Raw genomic sequence first — 21,330 nt, 5'->3', positions numbered from 1 at the left:
CCGGCTGAAAAGTATGTGATCGCTCAACCACGTGCGGTTCCAAAAAATCTCTGGCGATGCCCCCAACTCCGCGCTATGCGATAGGAGGCGGCGGGGTTGAAGATTTGGCACTCTAACAGGTGGCCGGTGACGGTTGAAAGTCGATCTGGCGCCACTTTTGCGTTACTATCTTCGCGCCTGGAGTTCAGTACTACCCAATGACCTCATACGTAGAAGCCGTGTCCGGACTTCGGCCGAAGATACGGCGCGCCATCATCATGCTTCAGGACATCGTCATGGTCCTGATCGCGGTGGCGCTCAGCCTGGTTTTGTCGCGATCGAACCTGTCGTTCGGGGCGCTGTCTCCAATGGGCCTGGCATGCTGGGCAAGTATCGTCGTTCTCAGCCATCTGCTGTTCAGATATTGCGGTCTCTACAACACAGTGTGGCGGTTCGCCTCGACGCCCGACTTCTTCAACATCCTGAAGAGCTGCGCGACTTTGACTGTGCTGCTCTATGGCGCCTCGCTGACGTTTCGTGCCTTCCAGCCGGTGATCGGCCTCAACGAGCGCCAGTTCATCGTCTTCTTCCTGGTCTCCTTCACCATCATATCGGCGCCCCGGCTCTACTACCGGTTCCTTCGCGACGGCGCGAGCTGGCGCATCCTGGGCCGCGACACCAACAACAAGCTGATCAAGCAGGCGCTGTTCATCGGCAGGTTGAGCGAGGCCGACGTGATCATCCGTTTCACGCGCACCGCGCAGCCGGCGGAGTATGCCATTGCCGGCATCATGGCCATCGAGAGCGAGGCGCCGCGGGGCACGCGGATCCAGGGCGTTCCGGTGGTGGCGCTGCGCCCGCGGCTGGTCGAAGTGCTGGAAGAATACGCCAAGGGTACCGAGAATCTCGACCTGCTGATTTTCGGCAACGGCGTCGAACGCGAGATCGAGGAGTATTCGGAGCTGGTTCGCGTCGCCCGCCACAGCGGCATCGCCGTCGTGCAGTTCTCCGGCTTCTCGGAGCTCGGGCAGGGCAGCAAGCTGGTTCTCGACGCCGTCGAGATGGAAACAATTCTGCGCCGCTCGACCGTGCCGCCCGATATCGAGCGTATCGGTGCTTTCGTCAGCGGCAAGCGCGTCCTGGTGACCGGGGGCGCCGGCTCCATCGGCCGCATCCTGGTCAAACGCTCGTTGGAACTCGGCGCCGAGGCCGTTCTGGTCGCCGATATCTCGGAATTCGGCATTTTCCAGCTCGACCAGTCCGTCGACGAAAAGGATCATGATCGGCTGAAGTGCCGCATCATCGATGTCACCGACCGGCGCCAGATGACGCGCGTCGTCAGCGAATTCAAGCCGGCCATCATCTTCCATGCCGCGGCGCTGAAGCACGTGCCGCTGCTCGAAGAGAACTGGGAATCGGCGATCCAGACCAACATTTTCGGAACGCTCGCCTGCGCCGAGGTCGCCGCCAAATGCGGGGTGCCGCAGTTCCTGCTGATTTCGAGCGACAAGGCGGTGGACCCTACCTCGGTGTTAGGCGTCACCAAAAGGGCCGCCGAGCAGATCGTCAGTTCCTTGCATGAGACGCACGCCACCGGGCTCGGCGGGCGCCGCTCCGGCACCAAATTCATCGCCGTGCGCTTCGGCAACGTGTTTGGCTCAAACGGCTCCGTGGCCACCATCTTCCAGGCGCAGATCGAGGCAGGCGGCCCCGTCACCATTACCGACCGGCGCATGACGCGCTATTTCATGACCGTGGCCGAGGCCGTCGACCTTGTCATCATGTCAGCCGCCGATTCGGAGCGGCGCGAGGGCAAGGACGACTATGCCATCTATATGCTCGATATGGGCAAGCCTGTGCCGATCCTCCAGGTCGCCGAAACCATGATCCGCATGGCCGGCAAGAGCCCATACACCGACATTCCGATCCGTTTCACCGGCATCAGGCCCGGTGAGAAGCTGCACGAAACGCTTCAGGGCGAGAACGAGGAGATCGTCACGATCGACATCGCCAAGGTTTTTGGCCTGAGGACCGATATCGTGGAATGGCCGAGCATCCAGGCCGCTCTGACGGCGTTGCAGGCGGCGATGCGGATCCAGGACAAGGCTGCCGCGCTTGCCGTGTTGGCGGGACTGCATGAGGCTAGAAAACCTCCGGTCGAGGCACTGCAGGAAAACAGCCCGAAAACAGTTGGACAAATAGGTTAGACCTGTTCCGCGCGACGACGATTGCTATTGAAGCCAAGGCCGATCGTCGCCTCGCGCATTGGTTTCTATCTGTCATTCGGGTGCGCCGGATCTTGGCTATCGACCGCGGAGCAACATCGGATGACCCTGAAAGGGCCAAAGCGGGCCTTCGATCTTGTGATTGCAGCCTCGATGCTGGTGGCGACATCCCCTGTCCTGCTTATCGCCATGCTGGCCGTCAAGGCATCGTCGCCGGGGCCGGCGCTGTTTTCCCAGGTCCGGGTCGGGCAGGGCGGTACGCCTTTTCGCTGTCACAAGCTGAGAACGATGCATCAGGGAACGCCGTCCCTGCCCACGCATGAGGCGCCGGCGCATTCCGTCACCGCCGTCGGCAGGATTTTGCGCAGGACCAAGATCGACGAGTTGCCGCAGCTCTGGAATGTGCTGAAAGGCGAGATGAGCCTTGTCGGGCCGCGCCCGTGCCTGCCCACGCAGACGGAACTGATCGGGCACCGCAAGGAATTGGGCGTGCTGCAGGCGCTCCCCGGCATAACCGGTCTCGCCCAGGTCAGGGGCATCGACATGTCGGACCCGAAGCTCTGCGCCGAGACCGATGCCGCCTATCTCGATACGGCCTCGATCGGCGGCGATCTCGAGATATTGCTGCGGACGATCTATCGGAGCTGATCACCAACACGGTTTGGATCAGGCTCCGATCTTGCTGTGTCTGGCCATTTCGGCCAATTGTTCGAGCGTGTCGGTTTCCGGCGCCCAGCCTTGCGAAACAAGCAGCGACGGATCGCAGATCTGCGTTGCGGTCATGGTCTCCCAGGTGCTGCCCTTGCCCAGTAAGGACGCGGCCGCCCGCATCGGCGCCGCGGGCATGGCAAACAGCCGCGCCGGCCGTCCGAAGCCTCGCCGAAAGGCTGTGATGATCTCCGAAATCGGGCTGGGGCGGCGATCGCCGGCGACATAGACGGGGCGAAGTGGCGTCGACCGGGTCAACAGGTGCAGCACCGCGCGCGCGGCCGCCCCGCAAGATATCAGCGAGCGGACCCCCGTCAACGCGGCCGCCGGCAACGGCAGGGCGGTGTCGGCCAGCCGCATCAGCGTCGCCAGGTTTCCCTTCATACCCTCGCCATGAACCGGCGGCAGCCGCAGCACGGCGGCGTCGGAGCGGCCTGCCGGCCTATAGGCGTCCAGCGTCCTGATCTCGCCTTCGCGCTTCGATCGCCCATAGGCGCATTGCGGGGCAGCGGGTGTTTTCTCGTCGATGGTGCCGCTGAAGCCGGGACCGGCCACTGCCCGTATCGACGACAGATAGATGAAGCGTCCGCCGGCCTGCACGGCTGCGGCATGCGCCAGCCGTCCGGTCAGTTCCGCGTTGGCTCTCAAATAGTCGGCATCGCTTGCGTCGCGATCATTGTTCAGGGCGGCGCAATGAGCGACATGTGTGACGTCCTGCATGATGGCCAGGAACGCCTCGACCGGCGCGTCAGGCTCCGGTAGTAGGATGGCATCGCTCGTCGGCTCGAAGCGTTCGGGATGACGGGAGGCGATCCGCACCTCGAACCTGGCTTCGCGGAGCTGTTGCACGACTTGGCGTCCGATAAACCCCGTAGCGCCTGTGACCAGCACTTTCATGGCCTTGTCCGAAAATTGTCAGCCAACTGCCGATGCTTCCGGCAATGGCTGCTGACGCCCCGAGGCCAGATATGTCCCGCAGACCAGGAACACCATCAAGGTCGAATCGAGAATGTCATGGCCGACAAGGATGCCGGTCAGCCCGCCGATGAGATAGGTGATCACGGTCACGACGATCATCGTTGCGCCGAAGCGCTCCAAAGGATCGGTGCTGATGCGCAGCACCCTCGCCGCATTTCTGGCGGCAACCACGAATATGGCCGCCAACGTGATGGCGCCCAGAATCCCAGCCTCGACCATTGCCGTCAGGAAGCCGTTGTGAAAGTGGCTGAAGCCGCGGTCCATGCCGAACTGGTCTTGGAATCCCTGATGCATGAGGTCACGGCTGGCGGCGATGCCGTGTCCGAAAATCGGCATCTCGCGGAATGCGCCAAGACCGATCTGCCAAAGCGCCACGCGCAAGCCGAGCGCCGTCGAGTGGTCGTCCTTGCTGTTCAGCGCATCCCAGTCGCTGAACAGGAAATCGGTGCGCTCCAATATGATGGGAAAGCCGACCACCGCGATCACCAGCGCGATCCCGGCGGCGATCAGCAGCAGGCGCACGGAATTCTTGCCGGCGAGCTTGCGCCGGTTGATCAGAAGCACGGCAATGCCGGCGATCAGCATGGCCAGCCAGATGATGCGCGAGCCCGAGCAGACGATGGCGACAGCGCCGGCCAGTGCTGCTGAGAGCAACAGCCACGCCCTCTCTATGCCCGACAGGGCGCCGGCCAGGCACATCATGGCGCTGAGGCAGGCGACGGTCGCGAACACGATCGCATTTCCCGCCCCGCCTTCAGCCCTCATGCCAAGCCAGTAATACTGCACGATGGCCAAAGCCAGGGCGCAAAAACATGCCGCCATGCTGGCCAGCACGACAATGCGAACAAGGGTGGCTTTTTCGGTAATGCTCCAGGTCGAGTAGGAGAGGGGGAAAAACAGCAAGGTTATCAGCGGTAGGAAATAGACCGCGTCGGCCCTGAGCGTATTGTTGACGATCGAAGCGAGGATCATCGCGGCGCAATAGGCATAGATCGCCACGGTCATCGCCAGCATCGGCCGGTCGATATTGAAGCGCCGCCGCTTCACGGCGAGCAGCAGGACGGACCACAGGGCGCCGCCGCTGAACACGAAGCTGACCACCGATCCCAGAACCGGCGGAGAAAAGAAGCAGACGATGGAGAAGTAGATGTTGATCTGCGAAGGCGTGAAGTGACGTTTTATGGATGAAAGCCGGTTCAATGCTCTGGTTCACAATTGCGGGGTTGGGGACGCTGCCTTCTGGTGGCAGCAAACAAGATCACCTTCGAAATCCACGCGCCGCAAGGCGGCCGCTGGCCCATCTGCTGCCTCCGGTATAGCGGCTGGGTCCGATCTTCGATAGTGCGGCGAGGCCCGGCTCCTGATCAAAAATCGCCAGCATGGCCTTTACGCCCCGTGACATCAGCCTTTCGCCGGGTGGCAACTTGCAGCGGCAATAGTTTTTCGCGGCCTTTCGGGTCCATCAACCCGTTAGGCAGGAATTTCCGGTTTCTAAGCTTTATGTGGAAAATTCATTCTCTATCCGCCCGGTAGCGGACCTCTACGGCATTGTTCCCGGCAATGGCGATCTGCTAGAACGCCGGCACGAAATCATAATGTCCAGACGTGAAGCTTGAACCGGGCTGTTGAAAGACTGTGCCCGACGCGTCGATGCAAGGTCTGGATGGCACGAGAGAACGCTCACAGTCCATGAATATCGCGCTAACGCACCTGCAGCGGCTTGAGGCCGAATCCATCCACATCTTCCGCGAGGTCGCGGCTGCGTTCAGCAAGCCGGTCATGCTCTATTCGGTGGGCAAGGATTCCTCGGTGCTGATGCATCTGGCGATGAAGGCGTTCTATCCCGCCAAGCCGCCTTTTCCTTTTCTCCACGTCGACACGACCTGGAAGTTTCGCGAGATGATCACCTTTCGCGATCAAATGGCGCAAAAGCTCGGCTTCGACCTTCTGGTCCATGTCAACGAAGACGGCGTGCGCGACAATATCAATCCGTTCGATCATGGCTCCAACACCCACACCCATGTGATGAAGACCGTGGCGCTGCGCCAGGCGCTCGATAAATACGGTTTTGACGCCGCCTTTGGCGGCGCCCGCCGCGACGAGGAGAAGTCGCGCGCCAAGGAGCGCATCTTTTCCTTCCGCAACGCCCAGCACGCCTGGGATCCGAAGAACCAGCGGCCGGAGATGTGGAAGATATTCAACACCCGCATCGCTTCAGGGGAATCGATCCGCGTGTTTCCGTTGTCGAACTGGACCGAGCTCGATATCTGGCAGTACATTCTGCAGGAAAACATCCCGATCGTGCCGCTCTATTTCGCCAAGGAGCGTCCGGTCGTCGAACGCGACGGCATGCTTATTTTGAAGGACGACGAGCGCATGCAATTGCGACCGGGCGAAACGGTGGAGAACCGGCTGGTGCGGTTCCGCACCCTTGGCTGCTATCCGCTAACCGGCGCCATCGAATCTGACGCCGACACACTTGAGGCCATCGTCGGCGAGATGCTGACAGCGCGCACCTCCGAGCGCCAGGGCCGCCTCATCGACCGCGATGAAGCCGGCTCCATGGAAAAGAAGAAGCGCGAAGGGTATTTCTGAGCATGCGCCACATCCTGGCCAAGAGCCTCGCCCCGACCGACAGCATCCGCGAATACATGGCGGCGCAGGAGAAGAAGTCGCTGCTGCGCTTCCTCACCTGCGGCTCCGTCGATGACGGCAAGTCGACCCTGATCGGCCGCCTGCTGTCCGACACCAAGCAGATTTTCGAGGACCAGCTCGCCGCGCTCGAGCGCGATTCGCGCAAGCACGGCACCACCGGCGACGACATCGACTTTGCGCTTCTGGTCGACGGCCTTGAGGCCGAGCGCGAGCAGGGCATCACCATCGACGTCGCCTATCGCTTCTTCGCCACGCCGAAGCGCAAGTTCATCGTCGCCGACACGCCCGGCCATGAACAGTACACGCGCAACATGGCGACCGGCGCCTCGACCGCCGATCTCGCCATCGTGCTGATCGACGCCCGCCAGGGCGTGCTGCGCCAGACCAGGCGTCATTCGATCATCGCCTCGCTGCTCGGCATTCGCCACATCGTGCTCGCCGTCAACAAGATCGACCTCGTCGGTTTCGACCAGGGCGTCTTCGATCGGATCATCGAAGACTACAGGCAGTTCTCGCAGGAACTCGGCTTCCAGACGGTCGTGCCGATCCCGATGTCCGCGCGCTACGGCGACAACGTCTCCGGCCGCTCCGACAAGACGAAATGGTATTCCGGCCCGACGCTGATCGAGCATCTCGAAAACGTGTCGGTCGATGAAGCCGCCGCCGAACTGCCGTTCCGTTTCCCGGTGCAGTACGTCAACCGTCCCAATCTCGACTTCCGCGGCTTTGCCGGCACCATCGCGTCCGGAACGGTCGCGCAGGGCGACGAGGTTGTCGTCGCCAAATCCGGCAAATCCTCGCGTGTCAGGCGCATCGTCGCGCATGGCGGCGACCTCAGCCAGGCGGTTGCCGGCCAGGCCATCACCTTGGTGCTCGACGACGAGGTCGAGGTCTCGCGCGGCAACATGCTGGTATCGCCGGCAGCCAGACCGCAGGTCGCCGATCAGTTCGCCGCCAACATCGTCTGGTTCGACGAACACGCCCTGCTGCCCGGCCGCTCCTACATCCTGCGCACCGAGACCGACCAGACCAGCGCCACCGTCACCGACCTGAAGTACCGCGTGAACGTAAACGACTTTGCCCATGAGGCGGCGAAGTCGCTGGAGATGAATGAAGTCGGTATCTGCAACATTTCGACCCGGTCGCCGATCGCCTTCGACACCTTTGCCGAGAACCGCACCACCGGCGCCTTCATCCTGATCGACCGCATCACCAACGCCACGGTCGGCGCCGGCATGATCCTGCATTCGCTGCGCCGTGCCGAAAACATCCACTGGCAGTCGCTCGATGTCGGCAAGCATGGCCGCTCCGACTTGAAGAACCAGCGCCCCGCCGTGTTCTGGTTCACCGGGCTTTCCGGCTCGGGCAAGTCGACCATCGCCAATCTGTTCGAGAAGAAGCTCTTCGCTTCGGGCCGCCACACTTACATCCTGGACGGCGACAATGTTCGCCACGGCCTCAACCGCGATCTCGGCTTCACCGATGCCGACCGCGTCGAAAACATCCGCCGCGTCGCCGAAGTGGCCCGCCTGATGGCTGACGCCGGGCTGATCGTCATCGTATCCTTCATCTCCCCGTTCAGCGCCGAGCGGCGCATGGCGAGGGAATTGATGGCCGACGGCGAATTCATCGAGGTGTTCGTCGACACGCCGTTCGAGGAATGCGCCAGGCGCGATCCGAAGGGCCTCTATGCACGGGCGCTGAATGGCGAGATCAAGAATTTCACCGGCGTCGATTCACCGTATGAAGCTCCGGAAAAACCTGAAATCCATCTCAAGACACTCGGCAAGTCGGCCGAGGAGATGGTAGAGGCCCTGGAACTCTGGCTGAACGAGCGCGACATTGCCGAAGACCATTACGACAACGGCGGCGGTATCTGACGACGAAACAATGCTCGGCGTATTCGAGCGCCTTGCGTTGGAGGCCGGTCGCGAGGTTATGCGCGTCTTTCATGAGGGCTGCGCGGTCGATCGCAAGTCCGACAGTTCGCCGGTGACCGAAGCCGATCGCGAGAGCGAGAAGATCATCCTCGCCGGCCTGCGCGCCGCATTTCCGGAAATTCCTTGCGTAGCCGAAGAGGAAGCTTCGGCCGGCGTCATGCCGGGCGATCTCGGCGATGCCTTCTTCCTGGTCGATCCGCTCGACGGCACCAAGGAGTTCGTCAACCGCCGGACCGATTTCACCGTCAACATCGCGCTTGTCCGCCACCGCGTGCCGGAAGTCGGCGTCGTCTTCGCGCCCTGCACCGGACGCTTCTTCTCCGGACGGCCTGGCAGGGCGGAATCAATCGAAGTCGATGGCGACTATCGCATCGTCGGCCGCCGGCCGATTTCGGCACGACCGGCCGCTGAGCCGCCTGCCGTCGTTGCCAGCCGCTCCCACAATACGCCGGAAACCGACGCCTTCATCCGTGATCTTGGCGCCGCGGAGATCGTCTCGGTCGGCTCGTCGCTGAAGTTCTGCCTCGTCGCGGCGGCCGAGGCCGATATTTATCCGCGCTTCGGCCGCACCATGGAATGGGACACGGCGGCCGGCGACGCTGTGCTGCGCGCCGCGGGCGGCGTGACGCGTACGCTGGACGGTAAGCCGCTGGCCTATGGCAAGCGCAAGCAAGCTGACGACGCGGACTTCGCCAACCCGCATTTTATCGCCAGCGGGAAGAGCGCCGGCGCAGCCTGACGGTCAAGCCGCCGCGACGTGCGCCGAATTCGAGCCGATATAATTGCGGATCGTCTCGATGACCCGGTCCTGGTCGGCTTCGCTGAGATAGGGGTGCATCGGCAGGCACAGGATGCGCTTCGGTAGCTCCTCAGAAACGGCAAGGCCGGTCGGCGTGCGCGGATAGTCGCGATAGGCGATCTGGCTGTGCAGCGGCTTCACGTAATAGATGACCGAGGGGATGCCCTTTTCGCCCAGATGCGCCTTCAGCCCGTCGCGCTTCGGCGTTTCGATGGCATATTGCGCCCAGGCCGAGCGGCTGCCGTCCAGATTGCGGGACGCCTTGACGATGTCGCCGAGACCTTCGGCATAACGCTTGGCCACTGCTTGCCGGGCGACCATCTCGTCCTCGAGGATGGCGAGCTTCTCGATCAGGATCGCCGCCTGCAGCGTGTCGAGCCGCGAATTGATGCCGACTCGGACATTATCGTACTGCGTTTCGCCCTTGCCGTGGAAGGCGAAGGAGCGGAGCTTGTCGGCCATACCATCGTCATTGGTGAACATCGCGCCGCCATCACCATAGCAGCCGAGGGGCTTCGCCGGATAGAAGCTGGTCGAGCCGACATGGCCGAACCCGCCGCACATCTTGCCGTCGAGCGAACCGCCCATCGACTGGGCGGCATCCTCGATCACCAGCAGCCCTTCGCGGTCGGCGATTGCCATGATCGCCTCATAGTCGGCGGCGAACCCGAACAGGTCGACCGGAATGATCGCCTTCGGCTGCAGCCTTCCTTCCTTCTTGATCATGGCGATCGCCGCTTCGAGGCTGGCGATGTCGATGTTGTAGGTCTCGGGATCGACGTCGACGAACACCGGCTCAGCCTTGGCCAGCGCCACGACTTCCGCCGTCGCGGCAAAGGTGAAGCTCGGCACGAACACCGCATCGCCCGGCCCGATGCCGGCCGCGAACAGCGGCAGCAGCAGCGCATCGGTGCCGTTGGCGCAGGCCACGACATGCTTGGTGCCGACATAGGCGGCGAGCTTGTTCTCGAATTCCGTAACCTGAGGTCCGAGGATGTAGCGGCCATCCTCGACGACATGGTCGATCGCGGCTTTCAGCCGGTCGCGGATTCGTTCGCGCTGCGCGCCAAGATCGATGAATTGCATGTAGGCCTCGAATAGCTAGCCAATTAACCGGCCGCTGGTACCAGACTTGAGCCAGCCGAGAAAGGCGGACAGGCGGGACGGCGAATTGCCTAGGTGTCGCAGGCTGTTACTGCCGATTTCCTCCGCATTGCCGGAAGATGCCGGAAATCCGGCCTTCGTCGGGTATGACCCGGCCAATTTATCGCGGCCTTCCGGCCCTCGGAAACATAAAGTGATCAGCCGGGCTGAGCCGCGATCAACGCCGATTTCCCAATGATCAGGCGATTTCATGCCGCCAGGGCGGATTGGCGCCGGCCCGCGAGACCGTCACCGCCGCGGCCTTGGCGCCGAGCGCCAAAGCCTGGCGGATCGCGTCCTCGGGCAGGCCGCCGATCGCCGCCTTGGTGAGCAGGCCCTGTTCGTGCAGCGAGGCGAGGATGCCGGCGTTGAAGGTGTCGCCGGCGCCAACCGTGTCGACCACCGTGACCTTCTGCGGCATGACCGTGACCTTGTGCTCCCGGCTGTAGCCGACAGCGCCTTCGCTGCCATGGGTGACGACGATCAGCTTCGGCCCACGATCCAGCCAGTTGCGGATGACGTCCTCATGCGAGCCGGCTTCGCCGAACCAGTTCAGGTCTTCGTCCGACAGCTTGACGATGTCGGCCATCGCCATCATCGAGCGGATGCGCCTGAGGTGCTTGGCCTTGTCGGGGATGAAATTGGGCCGGATGTTGGGGTCGAGCATCATGACGCGCCGCTCCTGCTCGCGCCGCATGAACTCCTCATAGGCCGATCCGGCCGGCTCCGAGATCAGGCTGATGGCGCCGAACAGCATGGCCTCGATCTCTGCGCCGAGTTCCGGCAGGTCCTCGATGGTCAGCATGCGTCCGGCTGTGTTCTCGTCATAGAAGGTATAGGTCGCCTGGCCGTTGTTCAGCCGCACGAAGGCAAGCGTCGTCGGCCGGGGCGAGGTGTGCGCGTAGGTCGAACTGACCTTGCTTGCCCCAAGCGCGTCCCGGAACTGGCCGCCGAACAGGTCCGACGACAGGCCGGAAAAGAAGCCCGCGGGGGCGCCCAGCCGGCCGAGTGCGATGGCCGTGTTGAACACCGCGCCGCCGACATAGGGCGCAAAGGCCGGCTCGCCCTCGGTCGTCGTGCGCGGCAGCATGTCGATCAGGGCTTCGCCGCAGCAGAGGATCATTGTTTCTTGGTCTCCGGCGGATAGATCACGCCCTTGCGGATGATGATGTTGGCGTAGAGCCTGGGTTCGCTGGTCGCCACGATCGCGTGCGCGGCCTTGACCCGTGCATAGAAGTCGGGGCCAGCCAGCGCAACCACCTTGTGGCCCGGCGCGCGCCTGGCGCAGACCGCCTCCATTTCGTGATGAACCGGATCGGCAAGCGTGGGGTCGCCCTTGACCGAGGCGCGAAACAACGCTTCCGGCACGGCGTCGTCCACGGGCAAGACGCTCAATATGGCGTCGAGCACCGGGACCAACGGATGACCGTCGGCGCGGATGAGCCGCTTCGCCTGTTCCTCGGCCGGATAGTTTCCGTCGACAAGCGCGATCTCATCGCCATGGCCCATGGCGCGCAAAATCGCGAGAAGCTCCGGGCCGAGCAGCGCCGGGATGCCGATCAGCATGGCTCAGGCGCTCCTGGAAATCGTGGTCGAGCCGATCAGGAAGCGCTCGGAAAGCGGCAGGCTGGCGCCGCCCAGCGCCCGTGCGTGGATGCCGACGGTGCCTTCGCGCACGGCGGGAAGCTTGAGGCCTTCGCCGTCGATCGTGCCGATCGCCTCGATGACGGCATCGACCAGGCGGCGGCGTACGGTCAGCGGCATCCAGCCGTCGATCACCGCCGCTTCGAAATCGATCACCGAGGACGCTGCGACGATGGCATAGGCGAGCGCCTGGGAGGCGGTGGCGATCCACGTGTCGAGCTCGTCGCCGATGTCGCCCCAATCCTGCGGCGAGGTCCACAGATGCGAGGCCTCGACGCCGCGCGCGTTGAGCGCCTTTTCCAGCATGGCGATCGAAGCGACGTCGATCAGCTGCGTCGGCTTGCCGTCAGGCCCTGGCACCGGCATCGAACCCAGCGCCCCGGCATTGCCGGTCGGACCGCCGAAAAGCCGGCCGTTGAGCACGATGCCGCCGCCGGCAAAGGCGCCGATGTAGAAATAGACGAAGTCGCGCGCCGCCGCCTGGCCGAAGACAAGCTCGGCGCCGCAGGCCGAAGTGGCGTCGTTCTGCAGATAGACCGGAAAATCGCACTGCGCCTGGATGTCGGAGCGGATGTCGCGATGGCGCCATTCGTCCATGACCTCGCGCGGCGCACCGGCCGTATCGGCCCAGTTCCACAGTTCGAACGGCATGGCGATGCCAAGCCCGGCAATGCGCTTGTCCTGCGCCGGCGTCAGTTCGCCGCGCATCGTCTTCATGCCGGCGGTGACGAACTCCACCGTCTCGCGCGGCGCCGGATAGCGGTAGGAGTGGTGCAGCATCGAGCGCACCGTGCCGAGGAAGTCGATCAGCACCAACTCGGCGCTGCGGCGGCCGATCTTGAGACCGATGAAGAAGGCGCCTTCGGGGTTGAGCGCCATGGGGATGGAGGGCTGGCCGATCTTGCCGCGCAGCGGCGCCTGGCGGACGAGCAGGCTGTCTTCCTCCAGTTCGCGCATGATCACCGAGACGGTCTGCGCCGAGAGGCCGGTCATGCGCGCTATGTCGGATTTGGCCAGGCTGCCATGTTGGCGCACGAGCGACAGCACCAGCCGCTCATTGTGGTCGCGCATGCCGCTCTGGTTGGTGCCACGGTGCAGACGGCTCTCGGCTGCCTCGGGCGAACCGTGCCTCGCAATGCCGGTCTCCACCCTTGTTCCTCCCGTCGTTTCCCCACACTGCTTTTGGGCCAGAATGAGCGAACGAGGCAAGTGTGTCAATAATAAATAAGAGTGATTTAATTATTGACAGCCACTTCTGACTGGTGTCTGTTGGCATCAGCGTCCACACTGGGAGAATTCGTCTGGATGCTTGTGCGGGTGCCGGTTGGCCGGCATCCGAAAATGGTTCCACTGGGAGGAAAATCGTGACCAAGTCAAAACTGTTGAAGTCCACCGTTTTTGCGGCGGCCGGGCTGGGCCTGATGGCGTTCGCGTCGGCTGCGTCCGCTGCCAATGTCAGCGCCTGCCTGATCACCAAGACCGACACCAACCCCTTCTTCGTCAAGATGAAGGAAGGCGCCTCGGCGAAAGCCAAGGAACTCGGCGTTGACCTCAAGTCCTATGCCGGCAAGGCGGAAGGCGACAATGAAGGTCAGGTTGCGGCGATCGAATCCTGCATCGCCGACGGCGCCAAGGGCATCCTGATCACCGCAACCGATACGGCGGCAATCGTGCCGGCGGTGAAGAAGGCGCGTGATGCAGGGGTGCTGGTGATCGCGCTGGACACGCAGCTCGATCCTGCCGACGCCGCCGACGCGACGTTTGCGACCGACAATTTCAAGGCCGGCGAGCTTATCGGCTCCTGGGCCAAGGCCACCTTGGGCGACAAGGCCAAGGATGCCCACATCGCTTACATGGATCTGATCGCCAGCCAGCCCTCGGTCGACGTGCAGCGCGACCAAGGCTTCATGAAGGGCTTCGGCATCGACCTCGGTGATCCCAAGAAGATCGGCGACGAAACCGACGCACGCAATGTCTGCCACGATCTGTCGAGCGGCAATGAAGATGGCGGCCACACTGCCATGGAGAACTGCCTGCAGAAGGATCCGGACATCAATGTCGTCTACACCATCAACGAGCCGGCGGCGGCCGGCGCCTACCAGGCGCTGAAAGCGGTCGGCAAGGAGAAGGACGTGCTGATTGTCTCGGTCGACGGCGGCTGCCCCGGCGTCAAGAATGTTGCCGAGGGCGTGATCGGCGCCACTTCGCAGCAATACCCGCTGCTCATGGCCTCGCTCGGCATCGAGGCGATCGCCGCTTTCGCCAAGGACGGGACGAAGCCCAAGCCGACCGAAGGCAAGGATTTCTTCGACACCGGCGTGACGCTGATCACCGACAAGCCTGCCGCGGGCGTAGAATCCATCGACACCAAGGATGGCCTCGCCAAGTGCTGGGGTTGATTTGATCTCCTAATCGGCTCAATTTCAAAGCAATGATAAAAATGTGGGGCGGTCTCGGCCGCTCCACATAAGGCGGGAGGCCGAATTGACCGTTGAAACGACCAAGGGCAAAGGACCACAGGAATTCGAGACGGTTCTAGCCGCAAGCGACAGCAGCGTCGCTTCATTCGATACGCATCATTCCCGCTCGACGCTGGAGAGCATCCAGCACCGCCTGCACAAAAGCCCGGCCATGGTGCCGCTGATCATCCTGATCATCTCGGTGATCCTGTTCGCCATCGTCGTCGGCGGGCGCTTCTTTTCTCCCTTCACCCTCACGCTGATCCTCCAGCAGGTGGCGATAACCGGCATGGTCGGTATCGCGCAGACGCTGGTGGTGCTCACTGCCGGTATCGACCTGTCCGTCGGCGCCATCATGGTGCTGAGTTCGGTCGTCATGGGCCAGTTTGCCATGCACTACGGCATTCCGGCGCCGGTGGCCGTTGCCGTCGGGCTGCTTGTCGGCGCGATTTGCGGCCTGATAAACGGAATCCTTATCGCTTGGGTGAAGTTGCCGCCCTTCATCGTGACGCTCGGCACATGGTCGATCTACGCGGCCATCAACTTCATCTATTCCGGCAACGAGACCATCCGCAGCCAGGATCTCGAGGCGACGGCGCCGCTGCTGCAGTTTTTCAGCGGATCGTTCAAGATCGGCGGCGCCGTCTTCACCTATGGCGTGCTGTTGGTGCTGATCATGGCGGCAATCGCGTGGTATGTGCTCAACCACACCGCCTGGGGCCGGCATGTCTACGCGGTGGGCGATGACCCGGAAGCCGCTGAATTGTCAGGTGTGCGCGTCAGCCGGATGCTGGTCGCGGTCTACACGCTGACGGGCATCATTTGCGCCATCGCCGGCTGGGCTCTGATCGGGCGCATCGGATCGGTCTCGCCGCAGGCCGGGCAATTCGAGAACATCAATTCGATCACCGCCGTGGTGATCGGCGGCACCTCGCTGTTCGGCGGCCGCGGTTCCATCCTCGGCACCATCTTCGGTGCCCTCATCGTCGGCGTCTTCGCGCTGGGCCTCAGGCTCTGGGGAACGGACCCGCAATGGACGCAATTGTCCGTCGGCGCCCTCATCATCATCGCGGTTGGTATCGACCAGTGGATCAGGAAGATCTCGGCATGACCCAAGCCCAAGAACCCATCCTCACCGCACGCGGCCTGGTCAAGCGTTATGGCCGCGTCACCGCTCTCGACAATGCCGACTTCGACCTCTATCCGGGCGAAATCCTGGCCGTCATCGGCGACAACGGCGCCGGAAAATCATCGCTGATCAAGGCGATTTCCGGCGCGGCCGTGCCCGACGAGGGTGAAATCCGGCTTGAAGGCAAACCCGTTGCCTTCAAGTCGCCGATGGAGGCCCGCGAAGCCGGCATCGAGACGGTCTACCAGAATTTGGCGCTGTCGCCGGCGCTGTCGATCGCCGACAACATGTTCCTCGGCCGCGAGATCCGCAAGCCGGGCCCGCTCGGCAGTTGGTTCCGCATGCTCGACCGTCCGGCGATGGAAAAGCGCGCCCGCGACAAGCTCACCGAACTTGGCCTGATGACCATCCAGAACATCAGCCAGGCGGTGGAGACGCTCTCCGGCGGCCAGCGCCAGGGCGTGGCGGTGGCGCGCGCCGCTGCCTTCGGCAGTCGCGTGGTGATCATGGACGAGCCGACGGCTGCCCTTGGCGTCAAGGAGAGCCGCCGCGTGCTGGAACTGATCCTTGACGTCAAGAAACGCGGCCTGCCAATCGTGCTCATCTCGCACAACATGCCGCATGTCTTCGAAGTCGCGGACCGCATCCACATCCACCGGCTCGGCCGACGCCTTTGCGTCGTCGACCCGAAGCAGATTTCCATGTCGGATGCCGTGGCCCTCATGACCGGCGCGAAGAAGCCGCCGGAGGATGCGCTGGCGGCCTGATCTGCCTCGATGGGTAAATTGCCGCAGGGGAACTGGGTGGCTTCCCGATCTAAATCGATTGAACATATGCTGCAATGCACTAGGATGGGCTGGGAGTGACGGTGAAAGCCGGTATGATCGCGGTACGATCACGAGAGGCAGTATGACGCGCACGATGACATCCCAAGCCCCCGTTCTCGAAATCCCCGACCCCAAGACGCTCGCCGACGAAGTCTTGCTGGCCCTCAAATACAGGGTCGGCAAGGGCACCAACGTCGCCACCCAATACGACTGGCTCACCGCCTCGATCAAAGTCGTGCGCGACCGCATCGTCGATCACTGGATGCAGGCGACGCAGGAGGCCTACGCTCAGCAGGAAAAGCGCGTCTACTATCTGTCGCTGGAGTTCCTCATCGGCCGCCTGATGCGCGATGCCTTCTCCAATCTCGGCCTGATGGACAATATGCGCGAGGCGCTCAAGTCTCTCGGCGTCGACCTCGACCTCATCGCCGGGCTCGAACCGGATGCAGCACTCGGCAACGGCGGTCTCGGCCGGCTTGCCGCCTGCTTCATGGAAAGCATGGCCACCGTGGACATTCCCGCGCATGGCTACGGCATACGCTACGCCAACGGCATGTTCCGCCAGGAGATCCATGATGGCTGGCAGGTAGAGCTGCCCGAAACCTGGCTCGACCACGGCAACCCCTGGGAGTTCGAGCGCCGCGAACGTTCCTTCGAGGTCGGCTTCGGCGGCTCGGTGGAATCGATCACCTCGAAGGATGGCCGGCTCGAACGCCACGTCTGGAAGCCGACCGAACATGTTCTGGCCGTCGCCTACGACACGCCGGTGGTCGGCTGGCGAGCCAACCGCGTCAACACGCTGCGGCTGTGGTCCGGTATGCCGATCGATCCGATCCTGCTCGACAAGTTCAATGCCGGCGACCACATCGGCGCGCTTGCCGAGAGCAACAAGGCCGATGCCTTGTCGCGCGTGCTCTATCCGGCCGATTCCCACAAGGCCGGGCAGGAATTGCGGCTGCGGCAGGAGTATTTCTTCTCCACCGCCTCGCTGCAGGACATTCTCCAGCGTCATCTCAGCCAATATGGCGATCTGCAGTCGCTGCCTGACAAGGCGGCGATCCATCTCAACGACACCCATCCGGCCATCGCCGTACCGGAACTGTTGCGTCTGTTGATGGACGTCCACGGCATGGATTTCGACCAGGCCTGGAGCATCACCAAGCGCACTTTCGGCTACACCAACCACACGTTGCTGCCCGAGGCACTGGAAAGCTGGCCGGTGCCGCTGTTCGAGCGGCTGCTGCCGCGCCACATGCAGATCGTCTACGCCATCAACGCCGAGGTGCTTCTGGAGGCGCGCGCCACCAACAAGTTCTCGGGCGAGCAGATCAGCCGCATCTCGCTGATCCAGGAAAACGGCGACCGCCGCGTGCGCATGGGCAACCTGGCCTTTGTCGGCTCGCACTCGATCAACGGCGTCTCGGCGCTGCACACCGAATTGATGAAAGAGACGGTCTTCGCCGATCTCCACAAGCTCTACCCCAACCGCATCAACAACAAGACCAACGGCATCACGCCCAGGCGCTGGCTGATCCAGTGCAATCCCGGCCTCACCGCGCTCACCCGCGAGGCGATCGGCGACCGTTTCCTCGATGACATTGATGCGATCAAGGGGCTTGACGCCTTTGCCGACGACGCCGCCTTCCGCGACAAGTTCGCCGCCGTCAAGCGGGCGAACAAGGCCAAGCTCGCCAACCTGGTCGCCGACCGGCTCGGCATCAAGCTCGATCCCTCTGCGCTGTTCGACATCCAGGTCAAGCGCATCCACGAATACAAGCGCCAGCTGCTCAACATCCTGGAGGCGGTCGCGCTCTACGACCAGATCCGCTCGCACCCCGAGCGCGACTGGATGCCGCGCGTGAAATTCTTCGGTGGCAAGGCGGCGCCCAGCTACCACAATGCCAAGCTGATCATCAAACTCGCCAACGACGTCGCCAGGGTCATCAACCGAGACCCGGCGGTGCGCGGCCTGCTGAAAGTGGTGTTCGTGCCGAACTACAATGTCAGCCTGGCCGAGATCTTGATGCCGGCCGCCGACCTTTCCGAGCAGATCTCGACCGCCGGCATGGAGGCGTCCGGCACCGGCAACATGAAGTTCGCGCTCAACGGCGCGCTGACCATCGGCACGCTCGACGGCGCCAATGTCGAGATCAAGGAGTGTGTCGGCGACGACAACATCTTCATCTTCGGCCTGACCACCGCCGAAGTCGCCGAGCGACGCAACAACGGCTACGATCCGCGCGCCGTGATCGAGGCCTCGCCGGAACTGTCTCAGGCGCTCGCCGCCATCTCGTCGGGCGTCTTTTCGCCTGACGATCCCGAGCGCTATCGCGAGCTGATCAACGGCCTCTTTGGCAGCGACTGGTTCATGGTGGCGGCCGACTTCGATGCCTATGCCGCCACCCAGCGCGACGTCGACACCGTCTGGCGCAACAGTCCCGACTGGTACGCGCGGGCGATCCGCAATGTCGCTCGCGTCGGCTGGTTCTCGTCCGATCGCACGATCCGCCAATATGCGAAAGACATCTGGAACGTGCCCGCCTGATATGATTGCATGAGACCACGAACAATGTGGTCCAGCTCCCTGGGAGGGACACAGCCTGATGAGGAAACCGCGCGTGACCGCTGCGACAAGCGGGCCGGACGGACTGGCGCCAGCCAGCGATGTCGCGGCGATTGTCGCCGGCACGCATGGCGACCCGTTTGCCGTTCTCGGCGTGCATGAGGCAGGCAAGGGCTTTGTCGCCCGCTGTTTCGTGCCGCATGCCGAGCTCGTCACCGCCTACACGCTGACCGGCAAGAACGCCGGCGAACTGTCCCGGCGCGACGATGGCGGTTTCTTCGAGGGCAAGCTGTCGCTCAAGAAGCGCCAGCCGCTGCGCTACCATGCCAGGAATGCCGGCGGCGACTGGTGGCTGACCGATCCCTATTCCTTCGGTCCCGTGCTCGGCCCGCTGGACGACTACTACATCGCCCAGGGATCGCATCTCAGGCTGTTCGACAAACTCGGCGCTCATCTCATCGACCATGAGGGCGCCACCGGCGTGCACTTCGCCGTTTGGGCGCCAAATGCGCGGCGCGTCTCGGTGGTCGGCGACTTCAATGAATGGGACGGTCGCCGGCATACGATGCGCGACCGCCGCGACACCGGCATCTGGGAACTGTTCATTCCCGACATCGGTGCTGGCCGGCCCTACAAATACGAGATCATCGCGCCCGATGGCGTGCGCCTGCCGCTCAAGGCCGATCCGTTCGCCTTCAAGTCCGAGCTGCGCCCGGCCACCGCTTCGGTGACGGCGGTGCCGCCGGCGCATGAATGGGGCGACGAGGCACACCGCAATTTCTGGCGCAACGCCGATCCCCGGCGCGAAGCGATATCGATCTACGAAGTCCATGCCGGCTCGTGGCAGTTGCGCGACGACGGCACCTTCCTGTCATGGGATGAACTCGCCGACCGGCTGATCCCTTATGTCGCCGAAACCGGTTTCACCCATATCGAATTTCTGCCGATCTCCGAACATCCCTATGATCCGTCCTGGGGTTACCAGACCACCGGCCTCTACGCGCCGTCGGCCCGCTTCGGCGATCCGGATGGTTTTGCCCGTTTCGTCGATGGCGCCCATCGTGCCGGCATTGGTGTCATCCTCGACTGGGTACCGGCGCATTTCCCTGTCGACGCGCATGGCCTGGCCGATTTCGACGGCACCGCGCTCTACGAGCATGCCGACCCGCGCAAGGGTTTTCATCCCGACTGGAACACGGCGATCTACAATTTCGGCCGCCGCGAGGTGGTGTCGTTCCTCGTCAACAACGCGCTGTTCTGGGCCGAGAAATATCATGTCGACGGTTTGCGCGTCGATGCGGTGGCCTCGATGCTCTACCTCGACTACTCGCGCAAGGCCGGCGAGTGGATCCCCAATGAGAAGGGCGGGCGCGAAAACCTCGAAGCGGTCAGCTTCCTGCAGAAGATGAACAAGGAGCTCTACGGCCACCATCCCGGCGTGATGACCATTGCCGAGGAATCGACCTCATGGCCGAAGGTATCGCAGCCGGTGCATGAGGGCGGCCTGGGCTTCGGCTTCAAGTGGAACATGGGCTTCATGCACGACACGCTGGAGTATTTCTCCAAGGAGCCGATCTTCCGCAAACATCACCACAACGACATCACCTTCGGCCTGGTCTACGCCTTCTCCGAGAATTTCGTGCTGCCGCTCTCCCATGACGAGGTCGTGCACGGCAAGGGCACGCTGCTCGGCAAGATGGCCGGCGACGACTGGCAGAAATTCGCGACGCTGCGCGCCTACTACGCCTTCATGTGGGGCTATCCCGGCAAGAAGCTGCTGTTCATGGGCCAGGAATTCGCCCAGCGCCGCGAGTGGAGCGAGGCGCGCGCGCTCGACTGGAACCTGCTCGATTTCAGGCTGCACCGCGGCGTCTGGCAGACGGTGCGCGACCTCAACTACCTCTACCGTTCGCGTCCGGCGCTGCATGCGCGCGACTGCGAGCCGGAGGGGTTCTCGTGGCTGATCGTCGACGACAGTGCCAACTCGGTGTTTGCCTGGCTGCGCAGCGCGCCCGATGGCAACCCGATCGCCATCATTTCGAACTTCACGCCGGTACCGCGCGACAATTACCGCGTGCCATTGCCGCAGGCCGGCAAATGGCGTGAAATCATCAACACCGATGCTTCGGACTATGGCGGTTCGGGCCAGGGCAATGGCGGCGAGGTCGAGGCTCGGGCGGAAGGAGGAGGCATATCGGCGACGATGCTTTTGCCGCCGCTGTCGACGACCATGCTCGAATTTGTTCCGGACTGAGATGTTTCAGACTGAGTGACTTGGGAG

At 63.1% G+C, this 21,330-nt stretch carries 16 protein-coding genes; 10 read left to right on the top strand and 6 right to left on the bottom strand.

Translation table 11 applies throughout. The features are described 5' to 3' along the window. The first annotated feature begins 197 nt into the window (after positions 1-197). Both AC1RUK_RS18775 and AC1RUK_RS18770 read left to right on the top strand, forming a co-directional pair. On the top strand, positions 198-2,186 hold the full coding sequence (locus AC1RUK_RS18775) for an SDR family NAD(P)-dependent oxidoreductase (protein WP_436171609.1): 1,989 nt from the start codon (positions 198-200) through the stop codon (positions 2,184-2,186). Positions 2,187-2,306: 120 nt separating this feature from the next. After that, positions 2,307-2,852 carry a sugar transferase gene (locus AC1RUK_RS18770; protein ID WP_436171610.1) on the top strand — a complete coding sequence of 182 codons (546 nt, stop codon included), beginning with the start codon at positions 2,307-2,309 and terminating at the stop codon, positions 2,850-2,852. 18 nt (positions 2,853-2,870) lie between these two features. On the opposite strand, the gene AC1RUK_RS18765 is transcribed toward AC1RUK_RS18770, so the two are convergent. Next, positions 2,871-3,809: an NAD-dependent epimerase/dehydratase family protein gene (locus AC1RUK_RS18765; RefSeq protein ID WP_481834431.1), complete on the bottom strand. Its 939-nt coding sequence runs from the start codon at positions 3,807-3,809 to the stop codon at positions 2,871-2,873. Between the two features lie 18 nt (positions 3,810-3,827). Continuing rightward, the gene (locus AC1RUK_RS18760) at positions 3,828-5,090 is read right to left on the bottom strand and encodes an O-antigen ligase family protein (RefSeq protein WP_481834432.1); all 1,263 of its coding nucleotides are present in this window, start codon (positions 5,088-5,090) and stop codon (positions 3,828-3,830) included. A 489-nt stretch (positions 5,091-5,579) separates the two neighbouring features. On the opposite strand from AC1RUK_RS18760, the gene cysD reads away from it, so the two are divergent. From cysD to cysQ, 3 genes are read left to right on the top strand one after another with little or no spacing between them, the layout of a single operon-like run. Further along, entirely contained in the window at positions 5,580-6,485 is a 906-nt protein-coding gene (gene cysD / locus AC1RUK_RS18755; protein ID WP_481834433.1) for a sulfate adenylyltransferase subunit CysD, read from the top strand. 2 nt (positions 6,486-6,487) lie between these two features. Continuing rightward, a complete protein-coding gene (gene cysN / locus AC1RUK_RS18750; RefSeq protein WP_481834434.1) occupies positions 6,488-8,425 on the top strand; it encodes a sulfate adenylyltransferase subunit CysN in 1,938 nt (645 codons plus the stop codon). Positions 8,426-8,435: 10 nt separating this feature from the next. Next, positions 8,436-9,224, top strand: coding sequence for a 3'(2'),5'-bisphosphate nucleotidase CysQ (cysQ, locus tag AC1RUK_RS18745; protein ID WP_481839459.1), 789 nt, complete (start codon positions 8,436-8,438; stop codon positions 9,222-9,224). A gap of 3 nt (positions 9,225-9,227) precedes the next feature. On the opposite strand, the gene AC1RUK_RS18740 is transcribed toward cysQ, so the two are convergent. The 4 genes from AC1RUK_RS18740 to AC1RUK_RS18725 all read right to left on the bottom strand — a co-directional run bounded on the left by AC1RUK_RS18740 (position 9,228) and on the right by AC1RUK_RS18725 (position 13,220). Then, positions 9,228-10,370, bottom strand: coding sequence for a DegT/DnrJ/EryC1/StrS family aminotransferase (locus AC1RUK_RS18740; protein WP_481834435.1), 1,143 nt, complete (start codon positions 10,368-10,370; stop codon positions 9,228-9,230). A gap of 256 nt (positions 10,371-10,626) precedes the next feature. Continuing rightward, on the bottom strand, positions 10,627-11,550 hold the full coding sequence (locus AC1RUK_RS18735; RefSeq protein ID WP_436171617.1) for a carbohydrate kinase family protein: 924 nt from the start codon (positions 11,548-11,550) through the stop codon (positions 10,627-10,629). Further along, positions 11,547-11,993, bottom strand: a complete 447-nt coding sequence (locus tag AC1RUK_RS18730; RefSeq protein ID WP_436171618.1) for an RbsD/FucU family protein — start codon at positions 11,991-11,993, stop codon at positions 11,547-11,549. Before AC1RUK_RS18730 ends, AC1RUK_RS18735 begins: the two co-directional genes overlap by 4 nt. Positions 11,994-11,996: 3 nt before the next feature. After that, positions 11,997-13,220, bottom strand: a complete 1,224-nt coding sequence (locus tag AC1RUK_RS18725) for an ROK family protein (protein WP_192183709.1) — start codon at positions 13,218-13,220, stop codon at positions 11,997-11,999. A 272-nt stretch (positions 13,221-13,492) separates the two neighbouring features. On the opposite strand from AC1RUK_RS18725, the gene AC1RUK_RS18720 reads away from it, so the two are divergent. The 5 genes from AC1RUK_RS18720 to glgB all read left to right on the top strand — a co-directional run bounded on the left by AC1RUK_RS18720 (position 13,493) and on the right by glgB (position 21,303). Next, entirely contained in the window at positions 13,493-14,470 is a 978-nt protein-coding gene (locus tag AC1RUK_RS18720) for a sugar ABC transporter substrate-binding protein (protein WP_481839460.1), read from the top strand. A gap of 85 nt (positions 14,471-14,555) precedes the next feature. Then, a complete protein-coding gene (locus AC1RUK_RS18715) occupies positions 14,556-15,641 on the top strand; it encodes an ABC transporter permease (protein WP_481834436.1) in 1,086 nt (361 codons plus the stop codon). Then, positions 15,638-16,426 (top strand): ATP-binding cassette domain-containing protein, encoded by a 789-nt coding sequence (locus tag AC1RUK_RS18710; RefSeq protein ID WP_481834437.1) that lies wholly within the window; start codon positions 15,638-15,640, stop codon positions 16,424-16,426. The genes AC1RUK_RS18715 and AC1RUK_RS18710 overlap by 4 nt, the downstream gene beginning before the upstream one ends. Positions 16,427-16,568: 142 nt before the next feature. Next, positions 16,569-19,031, top strand: coding sequence for a glycogen/starch/alpha-glucan phosphorylase (locus AC1RUK_RS18705; RefSeq protein ID WP_436171621.1), 2,463 nt, complete (start codon positions 16,569-16,571; stop codon positions 19,029-19,031). A 58-nt stretch (positions 19,032-19,089) separates the two neighbouring features. Further along, entirely contained in the window at positions 19,090-21,303 is a 2,214-nt protein-coding gene (gene glgB / locus AC1RUK_RS18700; protein ID WP_481834438.1) for a 1,4-alpha-glucan branching protein GlgB, read from the top strand. The last annotated feature ends 27 nt before the right edge of the window (positions 21,304-21,330 follow it).

This window comes from Mesorhizobium monacense, assembly GCF_056781675.1.
Note: the sequence above shows the minus strand (reverse complement) of the source record. Positions and strands in the feature narration are given on the sequence as shown.